Source organism: Turicibacter sp. St.80E1 (assembly GCF_059728495.1).
Window position 1 is genome coordinate 871,631 of sequence record NZ_AP039386.1, and the last position, 13,699, is coordinate 885,329.

Consider the following 13,699-nt stretch of genomic DNA (forward strand, 5'->3'; position numbering starts at 1 on the left):
CCTCCTTAAAACAGTAGGGAAATAATCAGTAAAAGCGTGAATTTCCAGTGCAGACGGTTGGTATAAGGAATTCCGAGTTTTTCAAAGTTTGTGACGGACTGGTTGGCGGTAAGGGCATCTTTTAGGGTTAAGAAGACGATGAGGGCGACGGGATGGTAAAGTCCTGTGATTACATAGATGGCGGTTAAAACATAGGCCCCAAACACTAGTGTTCGATAGAGGTAGGTGCTGTTTTTACTCCCGATGCGCACACTTAATGTTCCGATACTTAACCGTTGATCGCGTGTGAAATCACGCATTTCATTACTAATCATGAGAGCTGGAATGAAAAGCGAGGCAGGCAATGCCAGAAGGACGGGATACCAAGATAATTCTTTTGTAAAGGGAAAGCTTGCGCCTAATACCATTAATGGTCCCATGGCGATAAAGGAGATGATGACTCCAAGTCCTTTGCGTTTGAGGACAAAGGGTTCTCCTGTGTAGGCATAGGCAATGAAAAGCCCTGTCAGTCCGATGACTAGCATGTGAAGATTGGTGATGTAAATTAAAAAAAGACCAATGAGTCCGGCGATGGCGAAACAAGCCATGGCCCATAAAAAGACGTAAACATCAAAATACGTGCGGACTACCCCTAAAAATTTGATTTGGCGCCCCCCCGGACGATAGTAACGAAACGACCCTTCGAAGTAATCATTGACTAAGTTGGCACCCGACTGGGCCAGTAATCCAGCAACTGTAATGAGAAAGATAAGAAGAAGGTCGAAAGGATCGTTAAAGTGAATGGCCCCCATTTGATAAGCGGCTAGGATTCCTAGCGTGGTGGAACCGATGGCCAGTGTTAAAGAAAGTGGCCGGAGTGCGATCCATGAGTCATGAATAAATTTCTTGATATAAGCTTTATTGAACATAATTCACCTCGTATAAGTTGATAAAACCCCTTTTTAAATGTGAGTGGTCATGATGTTAAAGTTCTATTTTTTGATAAATATCGTGTATTATTTTATCATGTCTTGTCAATGAACGGAATGAGTTGTTTTTTAAAAGGCGAGCGTGAGCTCACTTTTTTTCATATTTTAGGGAAGGTCGCATAAAGTTGAAAAAGAGGTCACTGCCAAAGTGGTGATATGATGGGGGGAATCGTCATGTGGAAAGATACAGTTAATGGTGCTGAAGGAACGTTTGAAACGAAACAAAAGGAAAAAGTCGTGGTAGAGATTAAGAAAAAAGAAGGTGTGGCCGTGATTGTGCGTCCAACGCATGAGCAAGCCATTGCCGGAATGCGTGATAATCATGTGAAGATTTGGAATGATTTATTGTTTGATCAAGTAACGTATAATCAAATTAAATCAAAAATGGAGGCTTTATTAATTAAGAAAGCGACAAAAGATAACAAATCGAAACGTCGTTAAGGGACGGGCGGTGTCAGAGAAGAGGGCTGTTTTCTTGGCGGCAGTAAAAAAGATGAGAGGATTAACTCTCATCTTTTTGATTGTAAAAAGTTATTGAATGAGGTCCATGATTTCTTCTTTGAGTTGGACGTAGATTCCTTCAATAATGTCGAAATTCATGGCCTGAATATAAATTTCTTCTAATTGATCGTGAAGGGCTTTAGCTTGTCCTAAAGCGACGGTTCCTAATTTAACAGTGGCTTTGTAGTCTGCTTCAATTTGTTTAAGTGCTTCGGCATTGGCTTCATCGGTTCCTGGTGTAATGAGTGCCTCATAAGTATCAATAATTTCGTCGGTCTCAACACTAGGGAAATATTCGTGTGGAGCTGTTGAGTCAAAGAAGCAGACATTTAGTTTAGGGATGAGGACCATGTCGAGTGATTCAGGGTCGAAAGAGCAGTGATAAATTTCGGTATCGTATCCGAGGGATTCACTTTTTTTAGCGAGTTCTTTTAAGAGGGTTGATTTTCCTGTTCCTGGTCGACCTTTAATGAAGTATCGTTTAAATCCGCGAGTTAGATCTTCGATGTAATCAGTGGATCCGTTAGGGGTAGAGGCACCGAAGAAGCGGTGTTTAACGACAGGGAGATGGTCCTCTTTTTTATAGTCGAGTAGGGCGTCGCAAAGGATCGCTCTAAATCGTGGGGCAAGGTCAAAGTCCATTTCATCAATATAGATTTTTTCCCATTGATCATGAATTTTGAGGGCTTCGGCGTATTTATAATAAAGTAAGTCATAGCAAGTACTAATTTGGTGTTTTAAATCAAGGATTGCCTCTTTGTAAGGGACAAGTTTTGCACGATCCCAGGCGATTCCTAAATTAACGTATTGTTCAACGGCTCCAGGTGCCGTTGGTTCGATAACATGGGGAGCAGTACCGTCAACGATTCCGACTTTTAATTGGGGAATAAGGACTCCATCAAGTGAATGAGGATCAGACGAGCAATAAATAAATTCAACGTCATAGCCTAAGTCATAAAAGTCAGCACCGATTCGTTTCATTAATGTCGATTTTCCTGTTCCTGGTCCCCCTTTTAAAATGTATAAGTGATCAACGCCTTGAAGGTTTGAGTCAAAGAAATTATAAAATCCGCGTGAGCTATTTGCGCAGACAAAATAGCTTTTAATAGTTGCAGTCATTTAAATACCTCCCATAAAGTAATGATGGATGATTCACTAGTAGTTTATGGGAAAAGGGCCTAATGTGTGAATGAGAATTTTAATTTTATCTTAGGTTGTAAGTGTTTTTAATTTTTCTTCTCTCGTTGAAGTTTAAAAGGCTTTATGCTAGAATTAGAATGGAAAAGGCTATTATCCGTTTACAAATAATGGATGATTTCTCTTAGGAAAATGGATGAGATAGAATAGGTAAAGGTGAAAGATATGTTTATAATCAATTTAATTCGCGGTTTTTTTATGGCGCTTGCCGATAGTGTGCCTGGTGTTTCAGGAGGGACGATCGCTTTTATTTTAGGATTTTATGATGAGTTTATCGGTTCTTTAAACACGCTTGTTTCAAAGAGTAGCAGAGAAGATAAAGGACAGGCTCTTCAATTTTTATTAAAAATTGGAATCGGATGGGCGCTTGGAATGATTCTTTCGGTTCTCTTCTTAAGTTCGATTTTTGAAGAACACATTTATAGTATTAGTTCGGTGTTCATTGGGTTTATTTTATTTTCCATCCCATTAATTATCAAAGCGGAAAAAGAAACGATTAAAAATAAATATTTAAATATCGTTTGGACGGTCACAGGAATCTTGATTGTTGTGGCGATTACTGTGTTTAATCCGGTATCAGGCGGAGGTGGAATGGAGATTTCTCTTAGCCATTTAAATATTGGATTAATCCTTTATGTTTTTATTGCAGGAATGATTGCGATTTCAGCGATGGTATTACCAGGAATTTCGGGATCCACGTTATTATTGATTTTTGGGTTATATACAACAATTATTAGTTCAATTAAAGAAGTTTTAACGTTTAATTTTTCGGCCCTTCCTATTTTAATCGTATTCGGACTTGGAGTTATTATTGGGATTTTATCAACGATTAAATTAATTCGCCACTTCTTAGAGACAGCACGTCCACAAATGATTTACTTAATTTTAGGATTAATGATCGGGTCGATTTATGCGGTCATTATGGGACCAACAACGCTTGAAACAGCTCAAGCACCGATGTCTTTTTCAACGTTTAACCTTGTGTGGTTTATTATCGGTGGAGCAGTCATCATTGGTTTGGAACAATTCAGTAAGTTGATGGAGAAAAAACAGAAATAAAAAAAGAGCCAAGTGCTCTTTTTTTATTTGTCTAGGAGGTGTTTTACCGACTGACGAGGAATGAGTGTCGGTTGGCAAATATGATTGATCATCGTTTCTTGATCTTCAATCTGTTGAATTAGAGCTTCTGCGGTCAACTTTCCAATCGTTGGACGGCAGGGGTCAATACTTGTCAGTGGTGGGGTAGCGAGTTGGCTCAGTTTTGTGTTTCCTAGCGTCACTAACGAAAGATCATTTGGAACGTTTAATGAGGTTTCGTTAGTGAGGTGTTGAATCAGTTTTAGGGCAACTTCCTCGCTATCGCAAAGAATGGCGGTAAAACGACGTAAGGTATCGAGTAGGTTTGAAAGATTTCCCTGTGAAAATAAGTGTTCAGTCGTCTCGGTTCCGTACCAAATGAGATGTTTTTCATCGACCCCTAAATGGTGGTCGTACATTTCTGTTAAAAACCCTTTATAAAAAAAGTTACCTTTAAGGGTATTGAATTGAAACAATCCTCCAATTTTTTGGTGCCCCTGTTGAATGAGGTGTCGGGTAGCGAGTTGGCCGCAGGCCGTATCATCGGTCATAATGAAATGGCAAGGAAGTCCGGGATAGTAATTATGAATAAAGAGTAAGGGGATATGGTGAGTTAAAAATTCCTGATAAAGGTCAAGATTGGGGTTAGGTAAAGCAGACTTTGTTCCCTCAACGATTAAACCGGCGATATCTGCGTTTAAGAGGGCTAATAAGTGTTCGCGCTCTCGTGTCACTTGATGGTGGGTGAGGCGTATTGTTAGCTGATAGCCCGCCGTTGAAAAGAGGTCCTCCATCTCGGTTAACATCGTAGGGGTTTGATCGTTTGACAGTTCGGGTAGGATGAGGGCGATGGTTTTGGTGTTGAGTCTGGCTTTGAGACTAATTGGGTTGATGTAAGTTCCGCTTCCTTGTTTTTTGATGACGAGTCCCTCTTCCTCTAAGACGGCGATTGCTTGCCGGGCGGTTTGACGGCTGATTTCAAATTTTTGACACAGTTTATTTTCACTGATTAGTTTTTCGCCTGCTTTAAAGGTGTTATTATAAATGTTTTCTTTCATCCATTCGGCAATGGCAAGATATTTTGGTAAGTTTGGGTTTAGCATAAAAACCTCCTATTTTTTACGTGTTAGGGGATGATTTCTTTAAGTTGTTTCTATTGTATAATTTTTTGTCTTTTTTTGCACGAATTATCTTTTTTATGGACGATAATAGGGGGACGTGTATTTCCTTGGAAATAATCCGAAAATCTTGTCGATGAGTTCGTTAGGGATTGGGTTGACGATTCTTGTAAAAAAGGCTTATAATGAGAACAAACATTCGCTTTTTAGGAGGATAAGACGTTGAGGTTATTACATTTAGGCGATTTGCATTTTGGTAAGGTAGTTAATTCGTTTTCCATGCTTGAGGATCAGCGCTATGTGCTTGAACAGGTTAAATCATATATTAAGACGTATCAACCGGATGCGCTTTTGTTAGCGGGCGATATCTATGATCGCAGTGTGCCCCCCGCTCGGGCGGTTGCTTTATATAGTGAATTTTTAAAGGAAGTGCTCGTTGAATTGAAAACGCCAATTTTGGCGGTGGCGGGCAATCACGATGGGGCGGACCTCATTAATTTTGGTCATGAGTTATTTGAGGCGGCTCATTATTATGTCGCGGGAAGATATACGAAGGAGATCAAAAAAGTGGTCTTGCGAGACGAATTTGGACCGGTTAATTTTTATTTATTACCATTTGCCGATTATGCCGTTGTACGCGAGCTCCACGAGGATGAGACGGTTAAATCATTAGACGATGCGATGCGAGTGACTCTGGCTGCTAACCCGATTGATGCGACAGAGCGAAACGTTTTACTCACGCATGCTTTTGTTGTGGGTCAAAGTGAGGAGATTTTAATCTCCGATTCGGAAAAAAAGTTAGTGGTAGGAGGGAAAGAGTCAGTTTCTAGTGCCTACTTCGAGGCGTTTGATTATGTCGCTTTAGGTCATTTACATCGAACACAAAAAGTGGGAAGTGACAAGATCAGGTATAGTGGTTCCTTACTTAAATATTCTTTTTCAGAAGAACAGTATCACAAATCTGTGACGATGATTGATTTAGACGAAGCAGGGAAGCTTTCTTGTGAATTATTGCCGTTAACACCACTTCGGGACATGAAAACAATCAAAGGGACATTAGAGGAACTTCTAGCTTTACCAAGATGTGAAGATTATTTGCGTATTGTGTTATTAGATAAAGGTGAATTAATTGAGCCGATGGCCAAACTTCGTAAAAATTTTCCTTATGTGATGATGTTAGAGTTAGAACAAAATAATCAAGCGTTTAAGGGAAGTCAATTGACAAAACAGGCGCGTCAACAAAAAACGGCGGAACAATTATTTAGTGATTTTTATGAACACCATAAAGGAGAGGCGTTGTCAGAGGCCGCAAAAACATCGATTCAGACAATTATTAAAGAAGTGCGAAAGGAGTCTTGTGAATGAAACCATTGTTATTGAAAATGTCTGCCTTCGGACCTTATGCCAAGCCGCTGACTTTAAATTTTAAAGAAGATTTAGATCAACAAGATATTTTTGTCGTGACGGGACCAACAGGTGCGGGAAAGACGACAATTTTTGATGCGATTTGCTATGCGCTTTACGGAGAAACAAGTGGGGGAAGTCGTTCTGGAAAAGAGTTAAGAAGTGATTTTGTAAAGGAAAGCGAGATTAAAACGGAGGTTTCTTTTACGTTTAGTGTGAATGGGAAAACTTATTGTATCACGCGATCACCGCAACAACTTCAAAAGAAAAAAAGGGGAGAGGGATTTCGCGAAGTTCCGGCGACGGTCGAATTTTTAGAGGTGGCAAGCGATTATCCGCCCTTGACTAAAGAAAGTGAAGTTCGTGAACAAATTCAACAAATTATTGGGCTAAAAATTGAACAGTTTCGAAAAATTGTCATGATTCCGCAAGGAGATTTTAAAGAGTTTTTAGTGGCTAATACAACGAATAAGGAAGAAATTCTACGTAAAATATTCGGAACTGATTTTTATAAGGCTGTGCAGGAACAGTTAACTCAGCAAGCTAATCGATTAAAGGCCGAGGTGTTTGAAACTCAACAGGCGATGACGGCAGAACTTCAATTAGTAAGAACAGACGAAAATCAGGCGTTAGATTTAGAACGTCCTTTACACGAAGTGATGGAAGACATTGAGCATCAACAAAAGCGATTTGAAGCGGTAGAACATCAATTAGAGCAACAAAAGGAACAAATAGCTGAGCAATTAAGTAGTTGCCAACAAGAGTATGAGTTAAAAAAGAAAATCAATGAAAAAATTGAAGAGTATGCGACCGCAAAAGAACGGTTAGATCAACTCACTGAGCAACAAGACACCATTACCCGATACGAACATCAGGTGAGTCAGGCGAAGCAGGCACAAGGCCTGATTAATCTTGAAAATGAATGTTTAAAATATCAAGCTTTTAAGCAGGATACGTTAGAAAAGCAGGCTCATCTTAAGAAGCAGTTAACGGATTGTCAGACAGAGTATATCTTAGTCAAAAAATGTTACGACGCCATTGATGTCTTACGTCAAGAGATGACCGAGATGAATCGGGAAAAGGATGAGTTGTCACGCTATGTTGAAGGGGTCAAGCTATTAGATCAAAAACGGAAGCAACTGCAACAATTAGAGCAGACAGAGCGTGAGCTTACCGCGGAGGTTCAGTGTCGAAACATAGAATTAGCGGCTTTAAAGGATCAAGTGGAGCAGCTTGATCCATTAAATGTGGTAAAAGAGAAGCAACGTGAAGAACAACATCGATTAGAATTAAGGGAAGTGAAAGGACAGGAGGAGCTGCAGAACGTCACGTTACTTTGTGAAAAACTAGAGGCGTATGAGCAGACGGCTAAGAGCCTTGAAGATAAAGAAGCAAGCGCTACGACCCATTTAGAGGAGGCACGCCTTAAACGGGAGGATTATGAGCATCAAGCACAATTATTTATTAATGCAGCAGCTATTCGGTTAGCCAATGAACTGAAAGTTGGGCAACCTTGTCCCGTGTGTGGATCGTGTGATCATCCGAATCCTCGTCGTAGCCAGGAAAGTATTTTATCAAAGGCCGCGTTAGAGGCGTATCGTGTAGACGTTGAGAAACTCGAAGAAAGGGGGCGATCTGAGGAACAGGAATGTTCGATTTTACGCGTGACGCTTCAAAAGCTAGCAGAGGAGTTGAATCACTTGAAGACGAGCTTAATTCAACGTTGTCTGCTAGGTGAAGATGAGGAAGCGACGTTAGTGGCCATGAGACAGTTAAAATCAAAGCTTTTGAATCAGCAGTCTGAACTGACGCGCAAAAAGACTCAAGTATTGATTCAGGTGAAACAGCTTGAAGAACAGATGGCGCAATTGGTGAAAAAGAAGGAAATGATGGCCCCCCTTGAAGCAGAAATTGCACAGAAAGAACAGAAACGTCAGGATCAGCGCGATCTTTATCAGTCTGAGCGACGTTCGGTTAAGGATTTAGAGGAACAGATTCCGATGGATTATCGCTCAGTTGACGTTTTAATGTCACGCCTTGAGGAAATAAGTACCTGTTTAGTGACTCACGAACAACACATCAAAAAAAGTCAAGAAGATTATGAACGTGTTTGTTCACAATTGACGCGATTAACGACCGTGGGACAGGAGTTAACTAATCAATTAGAGGGGTATGAATCGCAACTTAAGACAGCCACCACTTCATTAGAGGAGCAGATTGTCCAAACATTTCTTAATCGGGAGACTTATGAGCAGGCCAAATCATGGATAGATGCAATGGATAAGTTGGAGCAATTTGTTATTCAATATTACCAAGAGCGCCATACAGCCGTGTCGATCGAACAAGCGTTACGTGATGAATTAGCAGGTGCAGTTCAAACAGATCTTACTCCGTTAAAGGAGAGAATGGAGGACCTTTCACATAAACGTTCGGAATTAGAAGGCGAGCGTGCGAGGGTTCAAGCCAATCGGGAACAGAATGAGCGCCTCCTTTCTTCGGTGACCAAAAAATATGCAGTGATTCAATCAAAAGAAAAAGAGTATGCCACACTCGGTGAACTGGATGCCTTGGCCAACGGAAGAAGTGGTAGAAGGATGTCTTTTGAAACTTACGTTTTATCGAGTTACTTTGATGAAGTATTGTTTGCGGCCAATTTACGATTACAGAAGATGACGGCTAGAAGGTACTATTTATTGCGTCGCGAAGAGGTTAAGGGGGGAGGGCGCAAAGGATTAGACCTGGACGTTTATGATAGTCATACGTGTAATCAAAGACCGGTTAATACGTTATCGGGTGGAGAAAGCTTTAAAGCTTCATTAGCACTGGCACTTGGTCTTTGCGATGTCGTTCAACAAAATTCCGGAGGGATTCAGTTAGATACGATGTTTATCGATGAAGGATTTGGAACGTTAGATTCGGAATCATTGGATCAAGCCATTGATATTTTAATGGATTTACAAGATCATGGCCGCTTAATCGGAATTATTTCACATGTTAATGAGTTAAAAGAACGAATTCCAGTAAAATTAGTCGTTGAGGCCGATGGGACTGGAAGTTGTGCCTATTTTAAAAAATAGGGTCTACAGGAAAAGGCTAAAAGGGAGGACCTTTTAGCCTTTTAAAATTGCCAAATAAATGAAAGGAAAGACAGCTTGAAAAGTATGGTATAATAGAAGATATGTATGATAGTGAAGGAGGGATTATGTGTTAAGCTTAATTGGTATTTTTATTATTATTATCGGTTTTATTTTGAAAATTGACACGCTTGCCATTGTTGTGATAGCGGGAATCGCTACAGGTTTTGTTGGTGGACTAGATTTTAATGAAATTTTAACAAAGCTCGGGGAGGCGTTTGTTGCCAACCGTTATATGACATTGTTTATCATTACCTTACCTGTTATTGGGTTAATGGAGCGTTATGGATTAAAGGAACGTGCTGCTTGGTTAATTGGGCGGTTGAAAAATGCGAAGGCGGACGGTGTTTTAAGTATTTATTTAGCGTTCCGTCTCGTGATGGCGGCCCTTAGTATCAGGATGTCAGGTCATGTTCAATTTGGGAGACCGCTTGTATTGCCGATGGCCGAAGGGGCGACGCGTTCTAAATATAAAGAGGTAACGGAGAACGATCTGGAGTCAATTAAAGGGTTAACAGCTGCCGCAGAGAACTATGGAAATTTCTTTGGTCAAAATTTATTCATTGGAGCTTCAGGTGTCATGCTTATTGTAGGGACATTGACGGAATTAGGGATTCCTGTTGATGAAAAGCAAGGACCGACAACTATTGCCCTTTATACGTTACCGATTGCTCTTTTGGCATTAATCATTGGGATTATTCAATTTAGACTAAATGAGAAAAGACGGCAACGTATGCACGAGGCGTTAGAGTCAAAAGGAGGGAAATAGGAGTGACAGAGATCCTTTTATTTATTATCTATACCATTATTGGTTTAATTAGTATTTCATTAGGTGTTTTTTCCCTTGTGAATAAAGGGCAGGAAGCGCGCTGGGGAACCGCCCTCTTTTGGTTTATTCTAGGAATTATCTTTATTTTTGGAGATTATATTCCAGCTAACGTGGTGGGAGGACTCATCATTGTCATGGCCATTTTATCAGCGACGAAACAAGTTAAAATGGTTCATTTTGAAACAACGAGTGAAGCGTTTAAAAAGGAATCTGCCCAAAAGATTGGAAATAAATTATTTATTCCAGCTCTTGTGTTGGCCTTTTTAGCCTTTGTTATTGCTCAGTTTACAAACTTAGGGGCCTATAACGCCATTGGTTTAAGTGGAATTGGGGCGCTAATTATCATTATGATGATCTCAAAATCGTCAGTTAAAGAAGCGAATTTAGAGGCTAACCGTCTCTTAAGTCAAGTCGGACCGACTGCTATTTTACCTCAAATTTTAGCGGCACTTGGAACGTTATTTACGGTGGCAGGAGTTGGGGATGTGATTGCTAATGGTGTGAGTCAAATTATTCCTACTCATAATATTTGGTTAGGTGTGATTGCCTACTGCGTCGGAATGGTGTTATTTACAGCTGTCATGGGAAATGCCTTTGCTGCCTTTTCGGTCATTACTGCAGGAATTGGGGTTCCGTTTGTTTTTAATTTAGGCGCTGATCCAGTGATTGCAGGTTCGTTAGCCTTGACAGCTGGATTCTGTGGGACCTTATTAACGCCGATGGCGGCTAATTTTAATATCGTACCGGCGTCCATTTTGGATTTAAAAAATCAATACGGCGTGATAAAGGCTCAAGCGCCGGTTGCGATTATTATGTTAGTCATTCATATTATTTTAATGCGATATTTAGCTTTTTAAGAAGATAGAGGTTAAAGGAGTGTTTTTATGAAAAAAGTATTAGTGACAGGATTTGACCCATTTGGAGGAGAGTCGATTAATCCGGCGACAGAATCAGTTAAACAATTACCGGATGAAATTTTAGGGGTTCAAATTATTAAACGTGAAATTCCTACTGTTTTTGATCGTAGTCTTGATGTTTTGTACACCTTACTTGATGAAGAACAACCTGATGCGGTGATTTGTGTGGGACAAGCGGGAGGACGCCCTAATATTACTGTAGAACGCGTGGCCATCAATCAAGATGATGCGCGTATTCCCGATAACGAAGGGGCACAACCGATTGATCGTACCATCTTCGAAGACGGGCCGGCTGCTTATTTTTCAACGTTACCGATTAAAGCGATGGTGCGTGATATGAAAGCATCCTTTGTTCCGGCGGCGGTTTCGAATACAGCAGGAACATTTGTATGTAATCACGTGATGTACGGTGCCTTACATTACGCCGCAACGAAGGCGCCAAAATTAAAGGCTGGTTTTGTTCACATTCCTTATTTACCGATGCAAACCGTTGACAAGCCAACGATGCCATCGATGTCACAAGATGAAATTGTGAAAGGATTGACCGCACTTATCAAAACAGTCATTAGCGTTGAGGAAGACGTTAAGGAAACAGGTGGAGCTGTTTGCTAAAAGGGGGCACGAACGCCCTCTTTTTTTATGAAAAATAGTGAAGCGGTAATCTTCTGCCATGTTAGATGAGTGGGTGGTGGTTATAAAAGAATAATCGTCAGACCCTATGGAAGAGTCAACTGCTTGATTGAACGTTATTTTTTCATGAGGGATGGGTTCTATTCGCTGTTAAAAAACAGGCTCTTTTTTTAGAACGACCCATGGGTTTGAGCGATTCTTTCTAAAATGACGTTCAACAAATAGGGGGAGGACATTTTTTAAGAATGACGGTTGAGAGAGGGTCAGGAACAGGAAGCGGGTCTATTGAGGAAGATCGTTCATATAATTTGGGATAAAGAGGCTAGCCGTTGTTAATTGGGCTAGTTTTTTTAATCGTGTAATCGGTATCTCACGACTTTATTGTTGAAAAAAAGATGAAAATGTTATATTTTATAATATAATGGTAAAAGATTTGTGGATGATTGAATAATATTTGAATTAAAGGTAGGGATTTTTAATGAAAAAGGAACCGGATTGTTATTTTGTCTTTAAAGTGATAGATGAAATTTGTGATCTTGCGGTTGTGTCAATTTTATGGTTAATTGGTTGTTTACCTATTTTTACGATAGCAGCTTCAACGAAAGCGTTGTTTTATATTGGGAGGAAAAAAGCTTTAAAAGAAGAGTATCAACTCGTTAATGATTTTTTAGAGTGTTATCGAGCAGATTTGTTGCAGTCCATGTGGTTGACTCTTTTTTTGACCCTTTTATGGTTTTTAAGTTTAACTTATTTGATTGTTTCTCATCGAGGATCAACTGGTGATTCTATTTTGCAGTTTTTATTAATGGGGATTGTTTTCTTTGAGTGTACGCTCATTAGTACGTATTTAGTGTATATTTTTTCGAATTATCAAATCAGCTGCTTTAAAATGGTACGAGACTCTTTTTTGTTGACCCATACTCAATTTTCCAATTCGTTAAAACTATTTGGCATGATTGTTTCCTTTTTTATTTTGTTGTACTATATTCCCGGTCTGATTATTATTTTACCAGGTATGATTGCAATTGGGGCCAACCTGATGATTGATGAAGTAATTTCTAAATTTTGGTCTAATCAAGCCATTATTCAGGAAAGTGGGACTAAAGAATAAAGCGGTTGTGTTGAATAATGAGGAAGGCTAGTTAGCCTTTTTTATTTTGTCGTGCTTCCTTGGTTGTGGAGTGACACCAAATAAGAAGCGGCTCATATATTGAACGTGAGGTCGGTATCTCTGATAAAAAAGGAGAAGTTGGGATTTATATCCATTAATTTTCAAAAATTTAGCAATTCATGTTGAAAAAGTTAGCAAGAGGACCTATAATAGACGTGAATTAACTATTAGAAAGGGTTTACATTAATTGGGGGAGAGGTTATGAAAGATGAGAATTTAAAGATTATTTTACCGGACTATTTACAAGGGCGATCATTAACGACGAAGGTCATTCCCATTTTATGTGGATTAAAGAAGATGTTAGTCCATTTAGTTGACTTAAATGGCGATGCATCGATGTTAAAACAGGGAGAGAAACGTTGCTATAAGGCGTATTGCATTAATGAAATTCAAGACTTATTATTAGAGAGTTATCAGGAGGACTGGCCTGAGATTATAAAGGAACATCTTTTGCGAAAAGACCCAAGAGAACTGGGTGCCGGTGCGATTGATATTTATTTAGTTGCTTACATTACTGAAACGTATGGGGTAGGGAAAGAGATTTTTGCGAAATGTGTGAAGGACATGGGGATTTCGTCTAAAGAAGGAACCGCGAATGCTATCTTCAAAGTGGGACGAAATGACGGTGTTTATTTAGGCGTCTTAAATTCCGATGGAAGTATTCGAGATATTAATTTTTTCCGTCAGTGGACGCATACCGATTTTGTTTATTAAAATGAGATAAAAACATAGACGGGGGCGACTTTTTGCCCC

General features: G+C 39.7%; 12 protein-coding genes. 9 read left to right on the forward strand and 3 right to left on the reverse strand.

Annotation, left to right across the window (positions count from 1 at the left end; all coding sequences use genetic code 11):
• Window positions 1-5 precede the first annotated feature (5 nt).
• Window positions 6-908 (reverse strand): prenyltransferase, encoded by a 903-nt coding sequence (locus AC6I0I_RS04310; protein WP_262953634.1) that lies wholly within the window; start codon window positions 906-908, stop codon window positions 6-8.
• Between the two features lie 234 nt (window positions 909-1,142).
• Between AC6I0I_RS04310 and AC6I0I_RS04315 the strand changes: the two genes are divergently transcribed.
• Window positions 1,143-1,409, forward strand: a complete 267-nt coding sequence (locus AC6I0I_RS04315) for a hypothetical protein (RefSeq protein WP_161830892.1) — start codon at window positions 1,143-1,145, stop codon at window positions 1,407-1,409.
• A gap of 90 nt (window positions 1,410-1,499) precedes the next feature.
• On the opposite strand, the gene AC6I0I_RS04320 is transcribed toward AC6I0I_RS04315, so the two are convergent.
• Window positions 1,500-2,588, reverse strand: coding sequence for a PRK06851 family protein (locus tag AC6I0I_RS04320; RefSeq protein ID WP_161830893.1), 1,089 nt, complete (start codon window positions 2,586-2,588; stop codon window positions 1,500-1,502).
• A gap of 243 nt (window positions 2,589-2,831) precedes the next feature.
• On the opposite strand from AC6I0I_RS04320, the gene AC6I0I_RS04325 reads away from it, so the two are divergent.
• Window positions 2,832-3,725 (forward strand): DUF368 domain-containing protein, encoded by an 894-nt coding sequence (locus AC6I0I_RS04325; protein ID WP_262953635.1) that lies wholly within the window; start codon window positions 2,832-2,834, stop codon window positions 3,723-3,725.
• A gap of 23 nt (window positions 3,726-3,748) precedes the next feature.
• Here AC6I0I_RS04325 and AC6I0I_RS04330 read toward each other — a convergent pair whose 3' ends face one another.
• Window positions 3,749-4,846, reverse strand: coding sequence for a GntR family transcriptional regulator (locus tag AC6I0I_RS04330; protein ID WP_262953636.1), 1,098 nt, complete (start codon window positions 4,844-4,846; stop codon window positions 3,749-3,751).
• Between the two features lie 237 nt (window positions 4,847-5,083).
• Here AC6I0I_RS04330 and AC6I0I_RS04335 point away from each other — a divergent pair, with 237 nt between their 5' ends.
• The 7 genes from AC6I0I_RS04335 to AC6I0I_RS04365 all read left to right on the forward strand — a co-directional run bounded on the left by AC6I0I_RS04335 (window position 5,084) and on the right by AC6I0I_RS04365 (window position 13,660).
• Window positions 5,084-6,226, forward strand: coding sequence for an exonuclease SbcCD subunit D (locus AC6I0I_RS04335; protein WP_262953638.1), 1,143 nt, complete (start codon window positions 5,084-5,086; stop codon window positions 6,224-6,226).
• Window positions 6,223-9,342 carry an AAA family ATPase gene (locus AC6I0I_RS04340; protein WP_262953639.1) on the forward strand — a complete coding sequence of 1,040 codons (3,120 nt, stop codon included), beginning with the start codon at window positions 6,223-6,225 and terminating at the stop codon, window positions 9,340-9,342. Before AC6I0I_RS04335 ends, AC6I0I_RS04340 begins: the two co-directional genes overlap by 4 nt.
• A 127-nt stretch (window positions 9,343-9,469) precedes the next feature.
• On the forward strand, window positions 9,470-10,168 hold the full coding sequence (locus AC6I0I_RS04345; protein ID WP_262953641.1) for a DUF969 domain-containing protein: 699 nt from the start codon (window positions 9,470-9,472) through the stop codon (window positions 10,166-10,168).
• Window positions 10,169-10,170: 2 nt separating this feature from the next.
• Window positions 10,171-11,085, forward strand: a complete 915-nt coding sequence (locus AC6I0I_RS04350) for a DUF979 domain-containing protein (protein ID WP_262953642.1) — start codon at window positions 10,171-10,173, stop codon at window positions 11,083-11,085.
• Between the two features lie 27 nt (window positions 11,086-11,112).
• Window positions 11,113-11,757, forward strand: a complete 645-nt coding sequence (pcp, locus tag AC6I0I_RS04355; protein ID WP_262953644.1) for a pyroglutamyl-peptidase I — start codon at window positions 11,113-11,115, stop codon at window positions 11,755-11,757.
• 496 nt (window positions 11,758-12,253) lie between these two features.
• Entirely contained in the window at window positions 12,254-12,886 is a 633-nt protein-coding gene (locus tag AC6I0I_RS04360; RefSeq protein ID WP_262953646.1) for a DUF624 domain-containing protein, read from the forward strand.
• 261 nt (window positions 12,887-13,147) lie between these two features.
• Complete coding sequence (locus AC6I0I_RS04365; RefSeq protein ID WP_262950232.1) at window positions 13,148-13,660, forward strand: hypothetical protein; 513 nt, start codon at window positions 13,148-13,150, stop codon at window positions 13,658-13,660.
• Window positions 13,661-13,699 lie beyond the last annotated feature (39 nt).

Coding starts and splice junctions, on each gene's coding strand:
- AC6I0I_RS04340 (WP_262953639.1), top strand. CDS start 6,223: ATGAAACCATTGTTATTGAAAATGTCTGCCTTCGGACCTTATGCCAAG.
- AC6I0I_RS04325 (WP_262953635.1), top strand. CDS start 2,832: ATGTTTATAATCAATTTAATTCGCGGTTTTTTTATGGCGCTTGCCGAT.
- AC6I0I_RS04360 (WP_262953646.1), top strand. CDS start 12,254: ATGAAAAAGGAACCGGATTGTTATTTTGTCTTTAAAGTGATAGATGAA.
- AC6I0I_RS04365 (WP_262950232.1), top strand. CDS start 13,148: ATGAAAGATGAGAATTTAAAGATTATTTTACCGGACTATTTACAAGGG.
- AC6I0I_RS04315 (WP_161830892.1), top strand. CDS start 1,143: ATGTGGAAAGATACAGTTAATGGTGCTGAAGGAACGTTTGAAACGAAA.
- AC6I0I_RS04330 (WP_262953636.1), bottom strand. CDS start 4,846: ATGCTAAACCCAAACTTACCAAAATATCTTGCCATTGCCGAATGGATG.
- AC6I0I_RS04320 (WP_161830893.1), bottom strand. CDS start 2,588: ATGACTGCAACTATTAAAAGCTATTTTGTCTGCGCAAATAGCTCACGC.
- pcp (WP_262953644.1), top strand. CDS start 11,113: ATGAAAAAAGTATTAGTGACAGGATTTGACCCATTTGGAGGAGAGTCG.
- AC6I0I_RS04310 (WP_262953634.1), bottom strand. CDS start 908: ATGTTCAATAAAGCTTATATCAAGAAATTTATTCATGACTCATGGATC.